This is a genomic window from Paenibacillus sp. TSA_86.1 (assembly GCF_052691815.1).
In genome coordinates, this window is sequence record NZ_JBQZGE010000010.1 from 67,699 (window position 1) to 90,951 (window position 23,253).

19 protein-coding genes are annotated in these 23,253 nt (G+C 44.0%); 11 read left to right on the forward strand and 8 right to left on the reverse strand.

Annotated features, from left to right (window positions below; all coding sequences use genetic code 11):
- The first annotated feature begins 19 nt into the window (after positions 1-19).
- A complete protein-coding gene (locus ACUTVW_RS18445) occupies positions 20-5,578 on the forward strand; it encodes an HAD-IIIC family phosphatase (RefSeq protein ID WP_445647125.1) in 5,559 nt (1,852 codons plus the stop codon).
- A 33-nt stretch (positions 5,579-5,611) separates the two neighbouring features.
- Positions 5,612-6,937, forward strand: coding sequence for a glycosyltransferase (locus tag ACUTVW_RS18450; protein ID WP_445647126.1), 1,326 nt, complete (start codon positions 5,612-5,614; stop codon positions 6,935-6,937).
- 136 nt (positions 6,938-7,073) lie between these two features.
- Here the strand turns inward: ACUTVW_RS18450 and ACUTVW_RS18455 are convergent, their stop codons facing one another.
- Positions 7,074-7,394: a winged helix-turn-helix transcriptional regulator gene (locus ACUTVW_RS18455; RefSeq protein WP_434749492.1), complete on the reverse strand. Its 321-nt coding sequence runs from the start codon at positions 7,392-7,394 to the stop codon at positions 7,074-7,076.
- 425 nt (positions 7,395-7,819) lie between these two features.
- On the opposite strand from ACUTVW_RS18455, the gene zwf reads away from it, so the two are divergent.
- The 3 genes from zwf to yunB all read left to right on the forward strand — a co-directional run bounded on the left by zwf (position 7,820) and on the right by yunB (position 11,766).
- On the forward strand, positions 7,820-9,274 hold the full coding sequence (gene zwf, locus ACUTVW_RS18460; RefSeq protein ID WP_445647127.1) for a glucose-6-phosphate dehydrogenase: 1,455 nt from the start codon (positions 7,820-7,822) through the stop codon (positions 9,272-9,274).
- A gap of 395 nt (positions 9,275-9,669) precedes the next feature.
- Positions 9,670-10,563 carry a phosphogluconate dehydrogenase (NAD(+)-dependent, decarboxylating) gene (gene gnd, locus ACUTVW_RS18465; RefSeq protein WP_445647128.1) on the forward strand — a complete coding sequence of 298 codons (894 nt, stop codon included), beginning with the start codon at positions 9,670-9,672 and terminating at the stop codon, positions 10,561-10,563.
- 249 nt (positions 10,564-10,812) lie between these two features.
- Entirely contained in the window at positions 10,813-11,766 is a 954-nt protein-coding gene (yunB, locus tag ACUTVW_RS18470) for a sporulation protein YunB (RefSeq protein ID WP_445647129.1), read from the forward strand.
- 152 nt (positions 11,767-11,918) lie between these two features.
- On the opposite strand, the gene ACUTVW_RS18475 is transcribed toward yunB, so the two are convergent.
- The gene (locus ACUTVW_RS18475) at positions 11,919-13,013 is read right to left on the reverse strand and encodes a M23 family metallopeptidase (protein ID WP_445647130.1); all 1,095 of its coding nucleotides are present in this window, start codon (positions 13,011-13,013) and stop codon (positions 11,919-11,921) included.
- Between the two features lie 179 nt (positions 13,014-13,192).
- Here ACUTVW_RS18475 and lipA point away from each other — a divergent pair, with 179 nt between their 5' ends.
- On the forward strand, positions 13,193-14,092 hold the full coding sequence (gene lipA, locus ACUTVW_RS18480) for a lipoyl synthase (RefSeq protein ID WP_123064726.1): 900 nt from the start codon (positions 13,193-13,195) through the stop codon (positions 14,090-14,092).
- A 14-nt stretch (positions 14,093-14,106) separates the two neighbouring features.
- Positions 14,107-14,535: a YutD family protein gene (locus ACUTVW_RS18485; RefSeq protein ID WP_445647131.1), complete on the forward strand. Its 429-nt coding sequence runs from the start codon at positions 14,107-14,109 to the stop codon at positions 14,533-14,535.
- 55 nt (positions 14,536-14,590) lie between these two features.
- Here the strand turns inward: ACUTVW_RS18485 and ACUTVW_RS18490 are convergent, their stop codons facing one another.
- Complete coding sequence (locus ACUTVW_RS18490) at positions 14,591-15,394, reverse strand: NAD kinase (RefSeq protein WP_445647132.1); 804 nt, start codon at positions 15,392-15,394, stop codon at positions 14,591-14,593.
- Positions 15,395-15,496: 102 nt separating this feature from the next.
- Positions 15,497-16,753: a sporulation integral membrane protein YlbJ gene (gene ylbJ / locus ACUTVW_RS18495; protein WP_445647133.1), complete on the reverse strand. Its 1,257-nt coding sequence runs from the start codon at positions 16,751-16,753 to the stop codon at positions 15,497-15,499.
- Positions 16,754-17,308: 555 nt separating this feature from the next.
- Between ylbJ and ACUTVW_RS18500 the strand changes: the two genes are divergently transcribed.
- Together ACUTVW_RS18500 and ACUTVW_RS18505 are read left to right on the forward strand one after the other, a co-directional pair.
- Positions 17,309-17,686 carry a globin domain-containing protein gene (locus ACUTVW_RS18500; RefSeq protein ID WP_434749499.1) on the forward strand — a complete coding sequence of 126 codons (378 nt, stop codon included), beginning with the start codon at positions 17,309-17,311 and terminating at the stop codon, positions 17,684-17,686.
- Positions 17,687-17,728: 42 nt separating this feature from the next.
- On the forward strand, positions 17,729-18,460 hold the full coding sequence (locus ACUTVW_RS18505) for a DUF2225 domain-containing protein (RefSeq protein WP_445647201.1): 732 nt from the start codon (positions 17,729-17,731) through the stop codon (positions 18,458-18,460).
- A gap of 17 nt (positions 18,461-18,477) precedes the next feature.
- Here ACUTVW_RS18505 and ACUTVW_RS18510 read toward each other — a convergent pair whose 3' ends face one another.
- The gene (locus tag ACUTVW_RS18510; protein ID WP_434749500.1) at positions 18,478-18,708 is read right to left on the reverse strand and encodes a hypothetical protein; all 231 of its coding nucleotides are present in this window, start codon (positions 18,706-18,708) and stop codon (positions 18,478-18,480) included.
- A complete protein-coding gene (locus ACUTVW_RS18515) occupies positions 18,705-18,875 on the reverse strand; it encodes a YycC family protein (protein ID WP_445647134.1) in 171 nt (56 codons plus the stop codon). The genes ACUTVW_RS18510 and ACUTVW_RS18515 overlap by 4 nt, the downstream gene beginning before the upstream one ends.
- 119 nt (positions 18,876-18,994) lie before the next feature.
- Here ACUTVW_RS18515 and ACUTVW_RS18520 point away from each other — a divergent pair, with 119 nt between their 5' ends.
- Together ACUTVW_RS18520 and ACUTVW_RS18525 are read left to right on the forward strand one after the other, a co-directional pair.
- Entirely contained in the window at positions 18,995-20,794 is a 1,800-nt protein-coding gene (locus ACUTVW_RS18520) for a M3 family oligoendopeptidase (protein ID WP_445647135.1), read from the forward strand.
- Between the two features lie 293 nt (positions 20,795-21,087).
- On the forward strand, positions 21,088-21,501 hold the full coding sequence (locus tag ACUTVW_RS18525) for an O-methyltransferase (RefSeq protein ID WP_445647202.1): 414 nt from the start codon (positions 21,088-21,090) through the stop codon (positions 21,499-21,501).
- 113 nt (positions 21,502-21,614) lie between these two features.
- Here the strand turns inward: ACUTVW_RS18525 and ACUTVW_RS18530 are convergent, their stop codons facing one another.
- Positions 21,615-21,848 (reverse strand): alpha/beta-type small acid-soluble spore protein, encoded by a 234-nt coding sequence (locus ACUTVW_RS18530; RefSeq protein WP_090919627.1) that lies wholly within the window; start codon positions 21,846-21,848, stop codon positions 21,615-21,617.
- A gap of 201 nt (positions 21,849-22,049) precedes the next feature.
- On the reverse strand, positions 22,050-23,027 hold the full coding sequence (locus ACUTVW_RS18535; RefSeq protein WP_445647136.1) for an aldose 1-epimerase: 978 nt from the start codon (positions 23,025-23,027) through the stop codon (positions 22,050-22,052).
- Positions 23,028-23,253: the final 226 nt, after the last annotated feature.

Below are 23,253 nucleotides of genomic sequence, written 5' to 3' on the forward strand. Positions count from 1 at the left end.
AATTAATGAGGTGATTTATATGTCTTCAACGATAAACAGCGTATTCTCATCATTTGCGGATATTATCAGCTATCGGGCAAAAGTTCAGCCCGATTCTATAGCTTACACGTTTATAGATGATAATGGACGGATTCCAATGACGTATCAAGAGTTAGAATCACGGGTGAGACGGATTGCTTCCTCGTTGTTGATGGAGGTAAAGCCGGGAGATCGTGTCCTAATTCTACAACAGCCTGGCCTGGAGTATATCTGCTCATTTTTTGCATGTCAGTATGCGAAAGTTATTGCCGTTCCAGCCTATCCACCATTGACCAAAAGATATTCAAATCGAGTGTTGCAGATAGCCAAGGATTCGGGTGCAAAGGTCGCATTGTCATCTGAAAAATGGGCGTCTAAAATAAATGCTGCTTTTCAAGGCACGGGTCTGATTAATATGACTACTGATCGTATCGATGATACGAAATCTTTAATCAGTGAATGGGTACCTGGAGGGATCGAAAGAGAGGCCACGGCTTTCCTTCAGTACACTTCAGGGTCAACAGGTAATCCTAAAGGTGTTATGATTAGTCATCAAAATTTGTTACATAATTCGCAAGTGATTCAGAATGCCTTTAATAGTTGTCAGGATAGTGTTGGTATGGTTTGGCTGCCGCCTTATCATGATATGGGACTGATTGGTGGGATTTTGCAACCTCTATATACAGGATTCCCTATATATTTAATGGCTCCAAACGATTTTATTGAATCTCCAATCAAGTGGCTGGAGACCATCAGTGAGCTTCAAGTAACGATAAGTGGCGGGCCGAATTTCGCTTATGATCTGTGTCTTAGAAAAATCCCGGATGACCTGTTGTCACCTTTAGACTTGAGTCATTGGAAGGTTGCATTTACAGGTGCTGAACCCATACAAGCTTCCATCTTAAAGCAGTTTGCCGAGAGGTTTGCTCCATGTGGATTTGAGTTTGAATCCTTTTTACCATGTTATGGCATGGCTGAGTCAACGTTATATGTTACAGGCGGCCACTTGGATGATTCCTCCAAAATGTTGTATGCAAATCGTGAAGATTTGAAGAAGGGTAAGTTTTCAGCGACTGAACCTGACCATCCCCAAACGGTTCCTCTAGTAAGCTGTGGAGTTTCATATGAAAGCCAGTCACTACTAATAGTAGACCCGGAATCTTCTCTGATCTGTTCTGAAGGGGAAATTGGAGAAGTATGTGTAAGAAGTGAGAGTGTTGCTAAAGGGTATTATAACGAAGAACATGTTATGCCTATGTTTGAAGATCGTACGAATGTTAAAAATGAGGGAGCATTTTATAAGACTGGAGATTTAGGATTTCTTCATGAAAATGAACTTTACATCACCGGCAGACTAAAAGACCTAATTATAATAAGAGGACAAAACTATTATCCATCCGATATCGAATTTACAATGGAGTCTTTGGACAAGGCATTTGTTTCTATGGGTTGTGCTGCTTTTGCTACAACCACAGAAGCGACAGAAGGGTTAGTTATAGTTCAGGAACTATCTCGCCAATACCGGGAGGAGTCCACAAATCCATTAGCAAACAAAATGAGGGAGGCACTATCATCACATTTTGGTGTTAAGGCTCACAGCATTATTTTTATTAAGCAAGGTTCACTTCCTAAAACATCCAGCGGTAAAGTGATGCGTTCTGCTTGTAAAGAGTTATTTGAATCACAACAGTTAAAAGTGATCCAAAGCCATATGGAGCAAGAAGTAGATCTATTTCCTAAACACACTACCGATGAGCAAGGTCTGACTAAAGAAAAACTTCAAAGCTTAGATGATACGGATCGGCAAAAATATATTGGAGAACGGTTACAACATCTATTCATGCAAAGTGGGGTCCAAACGACTCATTTGGAACGCTCGCTACCTCTGTCTTCTCTTGGTCTTGATTCGATGGAGATGATTAATTTTCGTTCGCTTATTGAGAGTGAATTTGGTGTGAGGTTGGATATAGAAACTTTATTCTCGGAAGAGTTATCTATTCATGGGCTAATCCATATAGTTATGTCATCAGAGCTGACGTTAATCGATGTAGACATTCCCTTGCAAGACGTCTCTAAATTCGAGTTGTCAGAAGATCAGAAAAGGCTTTGGTTTGTTGAGAGTATAAGTGATTTTAAATTACAGGTGCCGGTTGTATTCGAGATTAAAGGCAATTTAAATATTCCACGATTACAAAAAAGTTGGGAAAAACTTTTGAGAAGACATGGAACCTTTAGAACTGTTTTTTATATGGAAGATGATGTTGTATTTCAAGAAGTATCAAATGAAGAAAATATGGCATGCAGTTTCACCCATCACCGTGTCGAAAGTGATGATCTTGAGAAATTGCTAGTCCACGAGGCGAGCAAACCTTTTGACTTACAAAAGGCTCCACTGACCAGAATCACTGTGTTTGAACGTGAGAGTAACGAATTTACGCTTCTTTTTGTTTCGCATCATCTAATCGCAGATTTGAAATCGTTGTTTATAGCGATGAATGATTTGCTACAAATATACAGTTCGCCAGAACAAGAAGTTCAGTTGCCTAAATCCGTTGCATTTACGGATTATCTTTCTTGGGACAAAGAGCGAATGAAGCGTGTAAATCTGGAGAATCAGGCTCATTACTGGAAAGAGCATTTGAAGAATGCACCACGATTACTCGAGTTGCCAGTGGATTATGAGCGACCTGAAATCCGTAACTTTAAAGGCAAGCAACATACGTTCCAAATTCCCGCAGAGTTATCTGATCGTATGCGTATTTTTTGTAAGGAACAAGGAGTAACGCCATATGTCACCATGCTGACTGCTTTTGCAACAATGTTGCAGCTGTATTCAAGCCAAAATGATTTAGTCATTGGTACTCCTTTGGATCGGAGATCGTCCCCACAATTTGAAAAAGCGATAGGTTTTTTCGCTCAACCCATGCCACTCCGTATAGTTGTCGAAGAAGATACGGTTTTTCAAATATTACTTCAACGTATTCGTAAAACGGTTCTATCGGCCTTATCCAATCAAGATATTTCATTCTCGAAGATCGTTGAGATGGTAAACCCTGTAAGAAGTATTCATCATAATCCGATTTTCCAAGTTATGTTTAGTTATTTGAAAGTGGATATGGCGGATTACTCATCTTCTTCTTTGTCCGTACAATCGGTAGCTTATTCAGAGTGTGATACAGAATTTGATCTGTTTGTTACGCTTACCGAGAATGTTGGAGGTGAACTCGTAGGAAGTTTTGGATACAATGCAGCTTTGTTTGCTCAAGAAACGATTAAAGAGTTGTCTGAATTATTCATCAATATTCTGGAGAAAGGAATGGATAACCCAGCCCTAAAGTTTCAGGGTGAGGGAGTTTCTCTCTTGAAAAGAATTCATGAAAGAAAGCAAAGTATCTCTAATATCGTGATAGCCTCCACGTTCACTCCAGATATGGTAGAAGAGTCTATCGTGTACTGGAATAAAAAAATGAAGTATTCTGCACACGTAGAATTTGCACCATCTCATCAAGTTTTTCTGCAGTTATTAGACCCGTCTAGTCTTCTTTCATCCAATCCAAACGGTGTTAATGTCTTGCTTGTTCGAATATCAGATTTATTGACAGGAGCAAGAAGTTCTAAGTTTTCTGTAGAAGAGAGTGATCAGCTCCAGCAAAATGTGGAAGAATTGGTCCAGGCTATCAGACGGTTTTCTTCGCACAATCCGTTGCCTTTAATTACATGTATATGTCCTGAATCCCCTGAGATCATTGCAGAAAATTCGGAGCTGTTTGCTCATTTAGAGGGATTACTGGAATCACAAATAGCTGACCTTAAATACGTGCACCATGTAAGTACAAACCAAATTAAAAATGGTTTCGACATTGAAACATACTATGATGAATATGCTGACCATACTGCTCAGATTCCCTATAGTTACTCCTTTTTCTGTGTGATCGGAACTTCCATATGCCGAAAAATAAGCTCTCTTTCAGAGCCAATGCATAAGGTGATTATCCTGGATTGCGATAATACACTATGGCAAGGGATTTGTGCCGAAGATGGTGCCGAAGGAATTGTATTAGACGAGAGAAGTTTAGGTTTGCAGAGATTCGTCGTGGAGCAGTATAAGCAGGGCATGATCATTTGTCTTTGCAGCAAAAATAACGAAGAGGATGTTTGGAACGTTTTTGAAACTAGAGAAGATATGATCTTGAAGAAGAGCCATATTACAGCATATAGAATCAACTGGGCATCTAAACCGAATAATATTGTTGATTTATCGCAAGAACTCTCTCTTTCGTTGGATAGTTTTGTTTTTTTCGATGATAACCCCGTAGAGTGTACCAATGTTGAACTTGAAATTCCCGAAGTGCAAACGATTCAAGTGAATGATGAACGATACGGTTCTTTTAGTAATCTGATCGACCGCTTGTGGTTATTCGATCGGGCGACTATTACAGATGAGGATTCGAATCGAACTAAATTATATCAAGAAAATCGAGCCAGAGAACGCTTTTTAACCCATCTGGTGGAGGATGAGAATGCATATAACTTTGCTACATTCCTTGATGAACTTCATGTTGAGATTAATGTAGAGAGCGTATCAGAGGAGCATATATCTCGGGTATCTCAACTAACATTTCGTACCAATCAATTTAATTTTACAGGCATAAAACAGACGGAACGTGAAATTTTAAGTCTAATTGGCAGAGATGAGACTAGATATTTTGCAGTGAGTGTTCGAGATCGATTCGGTGATTATGGATTGGTTGGTGTACTATTTTGCGAAATTGTTGAAGATCATTATTACGTGAAAAACTGGTTGCTAAGTTGCCGAGTATTAGGCAGAGGGGTTGAATACAAAATACTTGAAGCCATTGGTGAAAAGGCATCGGAAGAGGGTGCTGCTTCTCTTGTTATTGAATTCAATCGAACAGGAAAAAATACACCGGCTTTGATATTTGTTAACTCCATTGCGAATGATTCATCTATCCATGACAGTGATGATCTTCAATCTATTGAATTGACGATAGAAGAAGCGATGGCTGTAGCTCGTAAAGGTGTGCAAATGGATGCAAGCAAAAATGTAGAGGGGATAGAAGGAGATAAGAACAAGAGGAAAAAAAATCTAAAGTTTGAAAAAGACCACACCCAACTCACTATGGAACTTATGAATATCGATGCGCTAGCTTTGGCTATTCAAAAGAGTAGTTCCATTTCGCATATCGAACGTTTCGTGACTGAATACGTGGCACCGCGTAATTTGATTGAAGACAAGCTTGCTGAAATTTGGTCTGAGCTGTTAAAAGTTGACCGTATTAGTGTATACGATAACTTTTTCTTTCTAGGGGGACATTCTCTAATGTCTCATCAGATTATTCTTCGAATTAGAGAAGAATTTCATATTGAGCTTCCGCCTAGTATTATGTTTTCAACGGATTTCACAATTGCGAGTCTTGCTGAGGCTATGGAGAGTATTTTATCGGAACAGCCCGATGAGGCTGAGCTGGCTGAATTGGTACAGGAACTTGAGAATTTAAGTGAAGAAGAGCTGCAAGAGTTATTGAACAAAGTTTTATAAACAATGAATAATTCATGTAAGGGGGGATTGTAGATGGCTCGATTTTTGCTGCTTACGCTTGGGTCGGGAGGAGATTTATATCCTTTTCTAAGGATAGGTAAAGCCCTTATCTCGGAAGGGCACGAGGTCACTTTAGTGACGCATTGCATCTATCAAAAAAATGCAGAAAAGTACGGATTCAAATTTGTTGGGTTTGATACTCTTTTGGAATACCAGATAGTGATGAATGATGAATTTCAGATGAAAATGCAAGATCCAAAGGTATATGTAGAGTTCACAAAGAGATATTTATTTCCTAAACTAGAAAGAGCTTATAGACAAATAATTGAGGTTTGTGATTCGGATACGATTGTCATTGCCCACAGTTTAACGCAAGCTTTAGCACAAATGATATCGGAAAAGTTAAGTTTACGATATATCACAGTGTTTCTCGCTCCAAGCTTTCTCGAGAGCATCATCAAGAATCCGGGATATATTATGGAGTACCTTGCTAAAGAGCTGAATTATCTCCGAAATAAGGTTGGATTAGAGCCAATCCAAAATTGGAGAGAAATGTTGAATTATTATAATCAAGCCATTGCTTTTTGGCCGGAATGGTTTGCAAGTTATCGTTCAGAAGTAGATCTTCCCATCACTTATGCTGGTTTTTTGTTGCATAACAATCTGGAAGTTGTTTCAGATGAGCTTATGCATTGGTTTGAGGAGAGTCGCCCTGTAATCATTAGTCATGGTACAACACCTGCGATCTCCGACTCGTTTTACTCTTCATGCATCTCAGCTTGTGTTGAACTGGAGTATCCAAGCGTAGTCGTGTCTAAGAGCAAACAAGTCATACCTGCAATGTTTCAATCTGTGGTTAGACACGAGACGTTTCTGCCCTTTTCGAAAGTCATGGATCAAGCTAAGCTATTAATTCATCACGGTGGAATTGGTACCATGGGACAAGCGATGAAAGCAGGAGTTCCTCAATTGATTTTAGGAAATGGTTTTGATCGGCCTTTGAATGGCTTATACGCTAAAAAACTCGAAGTAGCAGATTACCTTCCATTACCAAAATGGACTAAAGATGATGTTAAATCCTCATTAGAGCTTTTAATAAGAAGTACCTCTGTTGAAAGTAACTGTAAAGAGGTAGCTTATAAGGTGAGCCAGATGAATGTGGAAGATCAGATATCGAAAGTCGCAAATACAGTAATAAACACAACTAAATTACCCGATGTATCTAGAGTTTATTCAATGGATTTATCAGAGGAGGCGAAAATCCAAATTCCCAACAGAACCTCAAGTGAACTACTAGAGCTGTTGAAAAAGGTGCCAGCCGAGAAGCGGTCTCAATTGCTTAAGGAAATCCGTCGCTAAAGGAAAGAAATCATGAGCACTTCGACTGCTATAAAGGAATAAGTGAAAACCAAGAAATTTGTTAAGATACCTTAGCTCGGATCACGTGCTAAGGTATCTTTTTTGATATCACACTTTAATAATCATTACACAATACTCATAACCACTTCTCCGCCCATCGCTCTACGGCGCTTAACGCTCGCCCCAGTTCGGTTCCTTTGCGGGACAACATATATTCAGTCCGAACGGGACGTTCAGTAACCACATGCCGAACAATCAGCCCCTCTTCTTCCAATTCTTTCATACGCTCATTTAATACACGTTTACTCAAATCGGGAATAAAAGCATGAATTTCACTGAAGCGTTTGGGTTCTTCCATTAATGCGTGGATAATCAAAGCTACCCATTTCCGGCCAATGATCTGATAAGATTGTTCCACTTTTGAGCACATTTGCTTGGCATTCTCATCATCGTTCATAACGGTACTCCTTTGGTTTATTGTTACTTGTAATATACCTAGTATACTTATTGTAACCTTCTTGTCCATCGGTTATATGTATTTAATGTCACAATCCAATTGCTATTAAAGTTACCACATAAAGCGTTAACATTCAACTAAACCCCTGTAAACACTGGAGTTCACAGGTTCGACACGAATGTTGACGAATTGTGACGACAGGTGTAATATGGGTAACGTTAAATCTAATGGTTACAATTTATAACCTTATTGAAGTTGATTGAGGTTGTGGAGAGAAGGAATGTTCCCATGATTGGATTCAGGCCGTGTTTATAAACGGAGACAAGGCGGGCGGCGTGCCCACTTATTCCGTCTTTTGTCATGCTTGGATTTGACCATTTTGCAACATCATATACTATACTGCACAGATCATAGGAGGCACTCCAATGGATGCAATGACATTTGTCCTGTTCGGGGCAACAGGCGATTTAGCCAAACGTAAAATTTACCCTGCATTATACAATCTGTACGTAGATCAGAAAATGCCAAAGGCATTCTCCGTAATCGGTCTGGGACGCCGTGAACTGTCGGATGCCGATTTCCAGGCGAATGTGGAAAAGTCACTGCATGAATTTTCCCGTCAAAAGCCAGAGGAAGCAGCACAAATTCGTGATTTTATCGGAGCTTTCCGTTATTGCTCGCTGAATAATACCAAGCTTGAGGATTACACCCGATTGCTTCAACTGGTGCAGCAGCGTGAACAAGAATTGAATATTCCGGAAAACCGCATGTTCTACATGTCGGTTGCACCTGAATTTTTTGAACCCATCGCACTGAACATTCAAGAGAGCGGTCTGGGCAATACTAAAGGTTGGAAGAAACTGATCATCGAAAAGCCGTTTGGCCATGATTTGCAATCTGCTCGTGAACTGAACGAGAAGTTGAGCAATACTTTTGCGGAAGAAGAAATTTATCGCATTGATCACTTCCTTGGTAAACCCATGGTACAAAACATTGAAACTCTCACGTATGCCAATCCGGTTATTCAAGCGCTTTGGTCTAACCGCTATATTGCGAACGTACAGATCACAGCAAGTGAAACCGTTGGTGTTGAGGAACGTGCTGCATATTATGATCAAAGTGGAGCGCTCCGCGATATGTTCCAGAACCACATGCTGCAATTGTTGATGATGATTGCACTACATTTACCGAAACGCTGCACACCGCAAGAAATTCAGTATAAGAAGAAAAAAATTGCAGAGTCTTTGCGGCCTTTGACCCAAGAAAATGTGGCATCAGAAGTGGTTCGTGCTCAATATGGCGCAGGTGAGCTTCAAGGTTCCAATGTTGTCGGTTATCTGGACGAGCCTGGTATTCCGGCAGAATCACAGAACGAGACCTATGTGGCTGCAAGACTGTGGCTGGATGATCCATTCTGGAGCGAGGTTCCGTTTTATATTCGTACAGGTAAACGCATGGCTGAAAAATCAACCCGAATTGTCGTTGAATTCAAGGCTCCGCTCAAAACAGGTCACGAGTCTGAAAATACGATGGCTCCGAACCTGTTGACGCTGGAAATCGGTCCGGGCGAAAGTATCTCCTTGCAATTAAATGCGAAGAACCCACTGAACCACGGTGAGGTGGAGCCGATGCATATGACCTTTAACTCAGGAGAACGCAAGGTTCCTGAAGCGTATGAGAACTTGATCTTTGATGCGATGCGTGGAGACTCCACCTTCTTCGCACACTGGAACGAAGTTGAATTGGCATGGCAATGGGTACAGCCGATTCAGGAAGCATTTGCGGCGGGTACCATTCCACTCGATACGTACAGCGCAGGTTCAAATGGACCAGAATCAGCAGATCGTCTGACTGCGGAGAATGGATTCCGTTGGTGGTAAGCCGAGGAAACATTCCGCACGTCTTTGTTACACACTCTACAGTCAAGTAACGCATACTTATTTTGCTTAAATTATACCGTTTCAATTTTGCATAAGGTCTTTCGACTTTCTAAGCCGAAAGGCCGCAAACATTTTATATATAGATAATTGTTCTGTTTAAAGTGTTTCGTTTGACAGCAAAGAGAGTGAAGGGGACGAAATCGATTCCGAAGAAGCGAAGCGTGCGCCTTTATCACCGGATTTTTCCCTTGTCAAAGGGAGATCAAAAAAAATCTGGGGATAACAGCGCTCGAAGGAACGATTCGTAACCGGAACGGAAATTTGCTGCATGGCAAGGAACTGCTTTTATTGAATAATTCATACTCAAAACAATCGCATAACAGGAGGATTTTATCATGAAACTTGGACTTATCGGACTTGGAAAAATGGGCTTGAACCTGGGCAGAAACCTGATTGATCACAAACACGAAGTGGTTGCCTTTGACCTGAATACAGAAGCGGTTAAAGAAATGAAAGAATACGGCGCTCAAGGCGTTTCTTCATACCAAGAAATGGTGGAATCCCTGGAATCTCCACGTGTACTTTGGATCATGGTTCCTCACAACGTTGTAGATGCAGTACTGGCTGAAGTGAGCCCATTGCTGTCCAAAGGTGACATTATCATCGAAGCAGGCAACTCTCACTACAAAGAGTCTATCCGTCGTTATGAACAGTTGAAACCACAAGGCATTCACTACATGGATGCAGGGACTTCAGGCGGTATGGAAGGTGCGCGTAACGGTGCATGTTACATGATCGGTGGAGATCCGGAAGCATGGGCGATCGTTGAGCCTGCTTTCAAAGATACTTCTGTAGAGAACGGTTATCTCTATGCGGGTAAAGCGGGTAGCGGGCACTTCCTCAAAATGGTGCACAACGGAATCGAGTACGGCATGATGGCTTCTATTGGTGAAGGTTTCGACGTATTGGAGAAAAGCGGATTTGATTTCGACTTTGAACAAGTTGCGCGTGTATGGAACAACGGTTCCGTTATCCGTTCATGGTTGATGGAATTGACAGAGCGTGCATTCTCCAAAGATGCTAATCTGGATGAAATCAAAGGGGTTATGCACTCTTCCGGCGAAGGCCGTTGGACAGTTGAAACAGCATTTGACCTTCAAACGGCTACGCCGGTTATCGCGCTTTCCTTGCTGATGCGTTATCGTTCCCTGGAAACAGATACGTTCACAGGTAAAGTCGTTGCAGCCCTGCGTAACGAATTCGGTGGACATGCGGTTGAGAAAAACTAATCTATTTATTAGAACAACCCTAAAGATTTTTCTAGTGTGAAAAGTAAACCTTTCGCCTGTGCAGATGTTATATCTGCTAAGGGCGGAAGGTTTTTTTGCGCCTGGCGTAGGCTGATTTGTACATCCTACGGATTCACCGATCAGCCTACTCCAACGTGGATTACGGAGTGCTGTCCTTCTTTTTCAGGACAACATTGCATATGCATAACATATAAGCCTATGGCTCATCTCGCAGGGGGGGACGCTCCGATGATGCGAAAAAGATGGCGAAGCCGAAGACGGCGGCCGCCGAAGCCGCCTAGTGGCAAGCGCAAGATATGGTTAATTGTTTTGCTCGTAGCCATATTTTGTTTGATGCAGGGCTTTGCATATGTGGACAAAAAAATGAAGCCGCCCATTATGCATCTGGCCAAGATCCGGGTGAAGCAGATTGCCACGGAGGCGATTAATAAAGCGATTACGGCTCAGGTTGCTGAGGGCAAGACAACAGAAGGGTTAATTGACTGGAAAACCGATACGGCAGGCAAAGTTTCGGGTTTTATGCTGAACTATAACGAACATATGCGCATCACGGCAAGTACCATGAATGTCGTGCAGTCTACCCTTCAGAACGTGCATATGTTGAAAGAAAAAATCCCGCTTGGTCAGGCGCTGGGCAGTCCTGTAATGGCCTCGTTTGGCCCGAGCATACCCGTCCGAATTGAACCGCAGGGAGCGGTGAAGGTTGACCTGAATACCCGCCAGCAAAATGCGGGCATTAACATGATTTTGGTTGAGGTATATATCCACATTATTGCCGAGGTTGCCGTGGTTGTGCCTTTTGACATGGAACCAGAGACGGTAGATACGGAAATCCCGATCTCCTATCTGCTCGTTGTTGGTGACGTACCGATGTATTATTACGATAATCAAGGCAAGCCAGTTGGTAGCAATGGCAGTAATGCTCCTGCGATTGCACTACCTTCGGGGCAGGCGGGTGTATCAAGTGGCGGCAATGGTCATACAGGGAACGGGAGCGGCGGTACTAGCAGTAGCAACGGGAGTGGTACGGGTACGAACCATGGCGGCGAGACATCTGGCAATCAGCCACAGATCCAAAGCCCGCAGCAAGCGCCGGGAAACCATACACAGCAGAACGGGCTTGAGCTTGAACTGGATCCACCTGATCTGAACGGAAATTTTCAGTCTGGACAGACGAATTAAGAGCAAGTGAGTTGTGAGCCACATCAAGCAAAGAACTATACAAAAGGGAACCTCCGTAATTACAGAGGTTCCCTTATCTATGCTAGTATGCAACAACGCAACTATGAACAATACCTACTTAAAACAATCATGATGTTTGGGCAACACGTAGTTTATTTACTCTTTTTCTTCCGCTGGCTGCGCTCTTCCTGTTCCCAATGTCTAAGCAATGGATAGGGATCGAACGACCATTCATGCAGACCGCTGTCGCGATAGATTCCGTAATGAAGATGCGGCGGGAATTTACCTTGAGTTCCAGGTTTGCCGTAGCCCGAGCTGCCAACCCATCCGACGACCTGACCAGGAGTAACCACATCACCGATTCTAACCCCTTTATCAAAGCCGGACAGGTGAGCGTAATAGTGATAATGATTGTTCAGATCCCGAATACCAATCCGCCAGCCACCGAACGGATTCCATCCTTTAATCTCCACCATGCCGTAACAGGTACTGCGAACCGGCAATCCGTGTGGAGCAAAGATATCGGTTCCTTCATGAATGCGATATCCGCCCCAGCTGCGCTTTGTTCCCCATGTACTACGATAGGAATAATTGGTACCTAGTGGAACAGGAAAGGCATGTCCGAACAGATCCAGATTGTCAAAATGCTCATATAGTTTCGCAAATTGCTGGATTCGCTGCACCGCTCTCGAATTGTGATAGTATTCCCAGAGACCAATGCTGAAGTCTTCCTGTTTGTTTCCATATTGCTGCATGATCGACGCCATGCTGTAAAGCACATCCAGATCATTGTTAGAGTCAGCTATCCCGTCTCCTGACCCATCGCGCCCTTTTCCATTGAAAACAAGAATCGACTGGGGATTCTGGTCTGCTTCATCTGGATTCAACCAGCCTCTCCAAGCGGGAGGAGTCAAGAAAATCCCGGTCAGCCGTTCAGGGTGTTTGCGATCCTTGGGATGAGCCCGTGTAATCGTTCGTTCATACTGATCAATGGCGGCCAGCCTGAACCATGGAATTTGGGTCATCTGACCAATGCTTTCATACAGATGGCGACGTGCTGCAAAAATGTCGGATGCTTTTGGCTCCGCAGCCTGTGTTGCAGTATCCGCCAGTTTGGCAGACTCACTGTAAACCTCAGCAGGCAGGAACGGGAGAAGCAGAGCGCCTGCGAGTAAGGTTTTGAACCATAAGCCGTAGGTGTTACGAAATGACCGGTGCTGTCGCACAGGGAAGCAGCCCCTTTCCATTAAGATGATGCACTTGTGCCCGATGAATCAAGCTATATCCTAGCGTTCTTCAAATGTTCTTTTTTTATCCGTATTGTTGTGAATGCACAAGATGTGACAAATGGGGGTTTTTCCAAGCCTTTCATGGTATAATATGTTCCGAGCAACAGCCTAACTTCAGTAGAAAGAAGGTTTATGCATTGGCTAAACGTGTTAAAGAACCGAAACCGGACTGGATTCGGATCAAATTGACAACCGGAGATAACTATCAGGAAATTAAAAACATGATGCGTTCCAAAACATTGCATACGGTATGTGAGGAAGCACGGTGCCCGAATATTTATGAGTGCTGGGCGAATCGAACAGCTACGTTTATGATTTTGGGTGATATTTGTACAAGAGCATGCCGGTTTTGCGCGGTCAATACGGGTTTACCAACGGAACTTGATTTACAGGAACCGGAACGTGTGGCAGAAGCAGCAGAACAGATGAACTTGCAACATTGCGTTATCACTAGTGTAGCTCGGGATGATTTGAAAGACGGAGGAGCCACGATTTTTGCCGAGACCGTGAAGGCAGTACGCAAACGTTTGCCACTGTGCAGCGTGGAGGTACTTATTCCGGACTTTATGGGAGATCGGGATTCGTTGCAAATCGTTATGGATGCCAAACCGGATATTTTGAATCATAACATCGAAACGGTTGAACGGTTGTCAGATAAAGTACGTGCCAAAGCGAAGTATAAACGTTCATTGGAATTGCTCGCTCGTGCCAAAGAGATGCAGCCTAACATCCCAACGAAATCAAGTATTATGCTCGGTGTAGGTGAGGAATATAATGAAATTTTAGCAACGATGGATGATCTTCGTGCGGTGAACTGTGATATTATGACAATTGGTCAGTACTTGCAGCCATCCGAAAAACATCTGTTTGTTGAGAAGTATTATCCGCCTGAAGAATTTGCGGCATTGAAACAGGAAGGATTGAAGCGTGGATTCAGTCACGTCGAATCCGGTCCGATGGTACGCAGTTCTTATCATGCGCATGAACAGGTAAAATCAGCGAACCAGCATACGGAACAGGCGGCAACACACGCGTGATGGAGGAATCCGGATTGGAACAGGATAAAAATAAGGAAGAACAGCAACAGAACGAGCAGCAGATGCAAGAGACGGTGGAGGAATCGGTTCAGGAATCTGTTGAGGAATCCGTTCAGGAGAAACCCAAAGCACCTGTCATTGTACAGGTCGGCGGCAAAAATTATGAAATTGTTCAAAACCATAAAGAGGGTTGGAACCCGGAGGTATTTCGTGACCGCTACAGCGAAGTGCTGGAGCGTTACGACTATATCATTGGGGACTGGGGATATAGCCAGCTGAGGCTTAAAGGTTTTTATCGCGATAACCATCCCAAGGCAACCAAGGATTCGACCATCTCTTATATGGTGGATTACATCAACGAGTATTGCAACTTTGGCTGTGCATACTTTGTGCTTCAGAAGTGCAAAGAGCAGCCTCAAGCAAAAGCAAAAAGCGGTTCCTGATAAGGACCGCTTTTTTGGTGCGTTTAAGTAAGTCTTGGGAGTCAGCAGCGTTGACCTAGTCAAGAAAGGCAGTGCGAACCCGGTTCCAGAACGGATAGGGCCGAAAACGCGCAAAGCTGACCTTCTGCTCGGATACTTGACAGCGAACGGAGATCAGATCCTCTACCATTACATTGACATGATCAATGGTCATGAGCAAACGCTGGTCTTTACGTGAGAAAATATCACAATGGTGATGCTTGGGCAAAATGACGGGTGAACCGAGCGTTCGATACACGCGGTTGTTAATGGAAGCAATCTCCGCAATCTGAATCGCTTCAATCGTTGGATGCACCATGGCCCCGCCAAGCGCCTTGTTGTACGCTGTACTACCCGAAGGTGTGGAGACGCAGATGCCGTCTCCCCGGAACATCTCGAATGTAACGTCGTTAATGTCGACCTGAGCCACGACCGTACCGTCTACCCCTTTTAGCGTAAATTCATTCAGTGCGATGTAGGAGGAGTTACCAGACTTTTTACGAATCTCCAGCTCCAGCAATGGATACTGTACAATACGAGGTTTGAGGAGACCCGGATCACCTTTACCACTCATAAGTCTGATCAGTTCCCTTAATTCTTCTTTCTTCCAGTCAGCATAGAAACCAAGATGGCCTGTATGAACCCCAACAAAAGAAATATCCGGAATGCGGTCGATGAAATTGTGAAAAGCTTGAAGCATCGTTCCATCGCCTCCGATGGAGATGACAATCTCCGGCGATTCTGCATCCAGTTTGAACCCTTCTTCTTTCGCCAGCGCGTGAAACTGCTGACTGAGATCAATGGATAACTGGTCTCCGCGGTCTTGAACATAGTATCTCAAGATGAAAGCTCCTTTGTGGTCATTATACTACCGATGATAATCAATTCCGGGCCAGAACACAACGTCCGATTCAACTTCCGGGCAAACTATTTGCACAGGACTCTATTTTTCGCCCCGTTTAGGCAACAACTGCGAACGAACCCAGGCAAGACATAACAGGACAATGAGCAAGCAGGTAAACACCAGTATTCCTGTTATGCCGATAAGCATCCATCCGGGTGTGTATGTAGATAGGGTGGAGATTAACGTAGTTTCCAAAAAAGCAGGTGAAGTCGAATTACCCATTAACAATGGCCATAACAGAATGACGAGCAGTGGCGCAATTACAGCATGAATGGCTCGGGCCAGTAAAAATGGGCCGTATCGCATTGGTGTATTGCTTAACACACTCATAATCTGTGCATGGACGGATAGTCCGCCCCAGGAAAGTACAAAGGAGGCAGCAGCAACTTTGAAGACTAGAGGTACGGAATGGGCTGCTGATCCAGCTTCTTTGGCTCCAAGCGTCACCTCAAACAATCCGCCGACGAGACTGTGTGATAGAGACGGTGGTAAACCTGCAAGTTGAAGTCCTTGTTCCGTCAGTGCATATAATACGCCAAGCGAGCCAGTCTGAACCAATAATTCCATAATGACAGAGAAGAATACAACAAGCCCTCCTACGATAATAATAAGTCGAAGGGAAGAGGATACAGCATATCGCAGCAGTTCTCCCAATGCCCGTCCATCTGCTTGCCTCGCTTCGTGCATCGCATAGATGGCGCGTAAGAATCGGCTGCGGTTGCGGTGCTCTCCGGGGGCGCTCTGGCGCTCTGGCGGCAGAGTTGAAGCGCTTGAAGTGGAATGGCCATGAAACCGCATGAGTACACCTACAAGAAAAGCAGCTGAATAGTGGGATGCTACAAGGATTGGGGCAATGGAAGTATTATGGAAAAAACCGACAGATACGGCTCCGATCATAAAGATTGGATCAGATGAGGTGGTGAATGCGACGAGGCGCTCTCCTTCCTCCCTCGTGACCAGTTTCTGTTCCCATAATTGTGCCGTCAGCTTGGCACCGGTGGGATAACCTGAAGCGCAGCTTACTGCAAAGACAAATCCACCGCTCCCGGGGACGCGGAATATGGGGCGCATGAGCGGATTAAGCAATGTCCCCAGGAAATGTACGATACCAAAGCCGAGAAGCAGCTCAGACAATACCAGAAAGGGGAAGAGGGAAGGGAACAACACATCCCACCAGATGGACAGACCTCTCACGCTTGCATGCCAGGTCTCCGCTGGATACGAAGCCATCAGAACACAGAGGATCAGGAGAGCGAGTGTAATCAGAATTTGCATGATGCGCTGAGGAACAGCCATGAGTTTCTCTCCTTTATTGTTAAGATGGTTAAACCGCAGTCAGTCATGGAGCTTCTGCCATCAATATATGAAAAAAAATGGACAAACAGTACAAAATAATAATGGGTAAGCGCTTGCAAAAGTGGCTGTGTTTTTGAATGATGTATGCTAAAATGGTAAAAACGCCTGAACGTCATCTAATGGTTATCAAGGTGGAATCAATAAGGATGGAGTGATGATCATGAGTCTTGTCGCCGGAGTCCTGGTCTGTGCATTTGTGTATGTGATACGTGCCTCGCTGGTGCGTACTGAAGAGGAAGATTGGCGAAGTTACTAATGAAATATGTGGTGCGCCAGCCCTGGGGTTGGCGCTTTTTTGTCATTCTTAAGACATAAACGCCTTGATACATAAGGGTCTGGTCAAATCTGATCTTTCATGTGATATAGGACTTTTTGGTTTTTTTTGATAGAATGAAGATGCTGGCCTTAAGGGGCAAGCTTGTTGATGTGTTGGTTACCATGTTCATGTAACGTGTGTTATATTGCAAAATTCGACATGTAGGAAGGGGAAGAAGCATGAATTCCAGTTTGAGTATTTATGACAATCTTGGCGGAGAGCAAGGTGTTCGTGCATTGGTTGAGGCATTTTATCCAATCGTAATGCAAAATGAAAAGCTGGCACCGCTCTTCCCGGAAGATATCAAGCCGGTAATGGACAAGCAATACATGTTCCTGTCTCAATTTTTTGGAGGCCCGGCGCTGTTCTCTGAAGCTTTTGGACATCCGATGATGCGTGCTCGTCATATGCATTTTGAGGTGACGGTGGAGCGAGCGGAGGCGTGGCTTGCTTGTATGAATCAGGCGTTAACACAAGTTGGCGTAGAGGAACCTTTGCATTCGTTTATTTTACAGCGTTTATCAGGACCTGCTCACCATTTCGTGAATACGCCATAGTTCCAAATATATGAAGAGCCTTACGGGAGAGGGATGGAACAAGTGGAATTAGAGCCGCTGTATAAGGTGAAGGTGACGTGTCATTATTGCGAGGCAGAATTTGAAACTTCACGGGTAAGACCAAGTTTGAAGCGGCCTTACCGGACAGATTCTGATTTTTGTGCGTATTACAAACAGGAAAATCCGGATTTTTATGTAGTCCGAATCTGTCCTTCGTGTGGATTCGCTTCAACCGAAAATTCATTGGGGAATCTGAATGAGATACAACGCAAGGCGTTTATCGAGCAGATCGGAAACCGCTGGGTCAAGCGGGATTATAGTGGGGCAAGAAATCTGGAGCAGGCACTGGCTACATACAAATTAGGTTTGCTGTGTGCTCAGGTTATTCAGGAAAAGGATCGGGTTGTTGCTGGTCTGCTTCATCATATTGCCTGGTTATACCGGTATATGGAGGATCATACGCAGGAGCATCGTTTTCTTGAATTCAGTCTGGGGGCTTATGTCAAAGTCTTTGAACGTGAAGGAACAGGTGGCAATGAAGCCAAGCTGCTGTATCTGCTCGGAGAACTGAATCGCAGATTAGGCCGGTTTCACGAAGCAGTCCAGTGGTTCGGCCGAGTTATTCATGACAAGCGGATTACGGATGCAGCGATGATCCGTGCTTCCAGAGAACAGTGGGCATTGCTGCGTGAACAGATGATATCAGGAAATCTGGAGCTGCCTGAAGAGATGATGGAAGCAGACAAAGGGGCTGCGAAGCGCAGCCCCCTGTAAATGTATTCTAAGCATATTTATCGGACAGGACGACTGGACAACAGATAATCGTTATCGGTATCAATGACGGTCATGCTACCATTACAGCACGGAAAGACAAGTAATTTCTTTTTTCCTTCATGGATGCGGATGAGTTCCTTGGGTTTGAGGGGCAACAGAACGTTGTTTGCACCACAAAAAGGGCATTGCTGTACATAGATATCCCCCATAATGACATCGTATGGCCAGCTGTTCTCAAAAGGGATCATTCGGAGTTGCCTTCTTTGTCAGAAGGTTTAGCCGCTTCTTCCTTGGCCAGTTCTGTAATCTTCTGCATGAGAATATGTTGAGGCATATGCATCAGATGTTCCAGAGGCACGCCCAGAGATGCTGCTAATTTGACGGCCGTTTCAGCCGATACTTGTAAAGGTTTCATACACTTACCTCCTGAAAAAGTTGCTACATTATTTCTCTAGTATAGAGATACGTTGCGTATAAAACCAGTTTTTAATTCAATTTTTTATATCGAATCTACAGAAAGAGGTGCCTTATTAGATGAAAATGCCATTACATCCCGTATGGGATCTGGAGTCCATCTTTAGTGGAGGTTCTTCTTCCGAAGCATTCGCCGCATATCTGAACGATCTCGAAACGGATGTACGAAAGTTACAGGATATCTTAAATCAGGCGGCTATTCCAACGACACTGGAAGATACAGAAGCTTTTGACTCTATTCTTGAACTTCTACAGAGCTGTTATGTGCGAATCTCTGAAGGGTCAGCGTTTGTATCCTGTCTATCCGCTCAAAATCAGCAGGATAAGAAAGCAACGCAACTTCAAGGCGCTGTCAGTTCGATTGCAGCGATGCTCAGTAGCAGTAAGTCCAAATTCGACAATACGCTAAGCCAGACACCGGAGGAGGTATGGGCTGAATGGCTTGCACGCCCGGACATACAGCCGTTGTCCTTTGTTCTTAACGAAAGTCGTACACAAGCCAAAGAAAAGTTGGCACCTGAGCTGGAGGGGCTTGCTCTGGATCTGGCTGTGGATGGTTATCACGGCTGGGGCAAATTTTATAATACAATCGTAAGCAAAGTGAATATTCCATTTGAACAGGATGGAGAGACAGTTATGCTATCCGCAGGACAGGCTGCCAACAAGCTTAGTGACAGTGATCGTGAAGTGCGTGAGCGTGTGTTTGCGACATGGGAGCAAGCCTGGACAGATGTTGAAGATTTTTGTGCAGATACGTTGAATCATCTTGCAGGGTTCCGTCTGAAATTGTACGAGAAACGCGGCTGGCAAGATATTCTGAAGGAACCACTTGCCATTAACCGGATGTCACCTCAGACGCTGGATACCATGTGGGAGGTCATCAATGGAACCAAGCCGGTGCTTGTGCAGTATCTGGAACGAAAAGCCAAACTGCTCGGTGTCGATAAGCTGAGCTGGAGCGATGTAGAAGCACCAGTAGGCAAGTCTGTTGGAAAATTGACTTATGATGAGGCGGCTCTGACGATTGTTGAGCAGTTTGCGAAGTTCAGTCCCAAGCTGTCCGGTTTTGCGGAAATGGCCTTTGAGAAACGGTGGATTGAAGCCGAAGATCGTCCGGGCAAACGTCCAGGAGGTTTCTGTACCTCACTGCCGCTAAGCAAAGCGACCCGAATCTTTATGACCTTCTCGGGAACGCCATCGAATGTATCCACGCTCGCACATGAGCTTGGTCATGGGTACCATCAGCATATTATGGAAGAGCTGCCTGCGTTGAATCAACGTTACGCTATGAACGTAGCTGAGACGGCCTCTACGTTTGCGGAGATGATTGTTGCCGATGCTTTGGTTCAAACCGCGAGTGATGAGCAGGAGAAGCTGGCGCTACTGGAAGATAAAATACAGCGCAGTGTAGCATTCTTTATGAACATCCATGCGCGCTTTCTGTTTGAGAATCGCTTCTATGAGCAGCGCAAGAAAGGTTTAGTAAGTGCAGATGAGTTAAGTAGATTAATGGAAGAGGCACAGGAGGAGGCATACTGCGGGGTTCTTGCGTCGAATCATCCCCATTTCTGGTCGTCGAAGCTGCACTTTTATCTGACAGGTGTACCTTTCTATAATTTCCCGTATACCTTCGGGTATATGTTTAGTGCGGGGATCTATGCCCGGGCACAGCAGGAAGGTACCGCTTTTGCGGATAAATATGATGATTTGCTGCGTGATACTGGACGAATGACGGTTGAGGAATTGGCTCAGAAACACTTGGGTACAGATCTGACTCAACCGGATTTCTGGCAAAATGCTGCGAATCTGGTTATTGCCGATATAGAGCAATTTTTAGAGATGACTGCTGCTGCAAAATAACATCATAAAACAACTTCAATATGAATGAACAAAAAGAAGCTATCATGAACTGCCCTACAGGCATCAATGATGGCTTCTTTTTAGTTTGTAATATCTCTTTTAGGATATATGTATATTTTGTCGTAAATAAATGAAAAAACTCGCTTTAAGGAAGTGGAGTGGCAATTAATTGCGCAAAATGTAGTAATAATTACCCAAAATTGTTTATATTTGTTGAGTAAGCGCATATGATGTCATATAATGAGTCGTAAGTCCTTACTGTATAGGACTAAAAGCATATTATGAGGAGTGTTATCGTGAAAATGGATCAACTTTCATTAGCAAGACAGTTAGATTTGGTGTTCAAAGAGCTAGATCAGGAGTTGTCAGGATTAGATTCAGGTGTGGTTTTTGTGCAAATACGAAATAACATTATTGGGAAATTTGGTATTCGACATAATCCGATATCGGGGAGAGATGGGCGGATCGAGATGGAGGGAGATGGGCTTAATCAAGCTCAGCGGACTTCTTTCCGCGCAATGGCATTGGAGACATTGAAATTCAAGCGTAATTGGACACATGGCGAAATTAGTTATGACTTCACTGTAAGGCAAGGCATGATTATGATTGATGCAACAATGGAATCTAATTACAACATGGCGAACTTGATGATTCGCTATCCTAGAACGAATACATATCTGGATTCGGGAACGGGATCAAGCTCCTAATTTAGCAAAACCTGTAGAACGATATGATTTAGCTCATGCGAAAAGAAATAAAGCGGCACTTCCGAAGAAGGCCGCCTCTCTTTTCAAGCCACACTCAAGCAATAATTACGAGCTTACGAACGACCCGATAATTGCTGCTCAGCGATTTGTACCAGACGTTTCGTAATGTATCCACCCAGAGATCCAGTCTCACGGGAAGTATAGTTACCGTAGTAACCATCTTGCGGGATTGTTACACCCAGCTCTTGCGCAGCTTCCATTTTCAGTTGTTGCAATGCTGCGTTCGCTTGAGGAACAACCAGATTGTTGGAGCGGCTTCCGCCACCTTGGTTTTGACTTCCGTACATATGTCTCACCTCCTTGTGGGTTGGTGATGTTAGTATGGATCGAGAGTGAGGAAATATACATGATATGGCGTAAGGGAATATATGGATGACCAAAGGATGACATGTCAACTCAAAAAGCCGATCCAATGCGGAACGGCTCGTTTTGAACAGGTACCAAAATATCAACAGACAAGATCGTTCATCTCATAAAATAAGGCTCTTTTAATCCGTTGGTGAAACAACCTCAATATGTGAAAATAGCTCTACAGGCTGCTCCGGTTCGAGCCGAATCAGTCCTGTAACTTCATCGGGCATTGGCAAATTAGGAGCATCTGGCAACCAGGTATAAGGTTCAATACACAAGAATTGATCGGATTCTCCTTTGGTATACAAAACCCAGTGCTTGAAAAAAGCTTCATCCACTGAATATTTCAGTGTATATCCATCTTTTCTCCGTAATTGAGCGACTGCAGGCTGACCTTCTGCAGCACGAAGCAGCGTGTCCCAGTCTCGTCCTTGCATACTGATCCCTTCACTAATGGAGGACCATTCATCATGCAATGCTTCTATTTTACCCGTAGGCAACTGTTCTTCGTTTTGCGCGTACAATCCGGAAACAGGTAACTGCAGCGTCCAGTCAGCAGGCTTACCGTCCAGCAAGAACCATGTATGATATCCCATCCCGAAGGGAGCAGGGGTTGAACTCAGATTAGTGACACGCAGCCGCTGCGTTAGTACAGTGTTTTGCAAACTGAACGTCATTTCAAGCTTCAGGGGAATGGGGAATTGTTCCATCCAGTGCTTATCATCTTCAGTTAATAACTCCGTTGTAATTGCACATCCATCTTCATCTTCTTCAATATCACTGACACACCAGGACTGGCTGCGATGGAGACCGTGAATATGGTTGCCATTCGCCGTATTCTGATCGAATTGATAACGTACGCCTTCATATTCGAATTGTCCCTGGTGGATCCGTCCTGGTGGTATGAGTAACGGGACTCCGAAATGATAAGGCTTCTGCAAATAGAAAGCCAGATCGTTTTCGTCCGGACGGCGAACGATATCCCGGTTCTGCACCAAATCGCGAATCGAAATGATGTTATTTCCCAGACGAGGCAGCAGGGTGATTTCCAATTCACGGCTATGTAGGATATACGTGTCGTAACCATTCCATTGACCTTTGGTCACTTGTTTCATATCGATGCTCCTTTTCCCACTTGAAATCTGTCTGCAGGCAGTTATGATTGCCGAACCGCTGCAGGCGTGTCATTGTGATCAAGCCAACTTTTTTTGTGACATCCTGCAAGTTACTTCAAAGCCTCCACAGGATAAGCAATACCATCATAACAGATTTTCGTGGATCAGGAAAAAAACCATCCTGTTTTGACATTCAGGCTTGTGCACATTAAGATAGAATTCTGGA

Coding starts and splice junctions, on each gene's coding strand:
- ACUTVW_RS18445 (WP_445647125.1), top strand. CDS start 20: ATGTCTTCAACGATAAACAGCGTATTCTCATCATTTGCGGATATTATC.
- ACUTVW_RS18450 (WP_445647126.1), top strand. CDS start 5,612: ATGGCTCGATTTTTGCTGCTTACGCTTGGGTCGGGAGGAGATTTATAT.
- ACUTVW_RS18455 (WP_434749492.1), bottom strand. CDS start 7,394: ATGAACGATGATGAGAATGCCAAGCAAATGTGCTCAAAAGTGGAACAA.
- zwf (WP_445647127.1), top strand. CDS start 7,820: ATGGATGCAATGACATTTGTCCTGTTCGGGGCAACAGGCGATTTAGCC.
- gnd (WP_445647128.1), top strand. CDS start 9,670: ATGAAACTTGGACTTATCGGACTTGGAAAAATGGGCTTGAACCTGGGC.
- yunB (WP_445647129.1), top strand. CDS start 10,813: ATGATGCGAAAAAGATGGCGAAGCCGAAGACGGCGGCCGCCGAAGCCG.
- ACUTVW_RS18475 (WP_445647130.1), bottom strand. CDS start 13,013: ATGGAAAGGGGCTGCTTCCCTGTGCGACAGCACCGGTCATTTCGTAAC.
- ylbJ (WP_445647133.1), bottom strand. CDS start 16,753: ATGGCTGTTCCTCAGCGCATCATGCAAATTCTGATTACACTCGCTCTC.
- ACUTVW_RS18500 (WP_434749499.1), top strand. CDS start 17,309: ATGAATTCCAGTTTGAGTATTTATGACAATCTTGGCGGAGAGCAAGGT.
- ACUTVW_RS18510 (WP_434749500.1), bottom strand. CDS start 18,708: ATGATCCCTTTTGAGAACAGCTGGCCATACGATGTCATTATGGGGGAT.
- ACUTVW_RS18515 (WP_445647134.1), bottom strand. CDS start 18,875: ATGAAACCTTTACAAGTATCGGCTGAAACGGCCGTCAAATTAGCAGCA.
- ACUTVW_RS18520 (WP_445647135.1), top strand. CDS start 18,995: ATGAAAATGCCATTACATCCCGTATGGGATCTGGAGTCCATCTTTAGT.
- ACUTVW_RS18530 (WP_090919627.1), bottom strand. CDS start 21,848: ATGTACGGAAGTCAAAACCAAGGTGGCGGAAGCCGCTCCAACAATCTG.
- ACUTVW_RS18535 (WP_445647136.1), bottom strand. CDS start 23,027: ATGAAACAAGTGACCAAAGGTCAATGGAATGGTTACGACACGTATATC.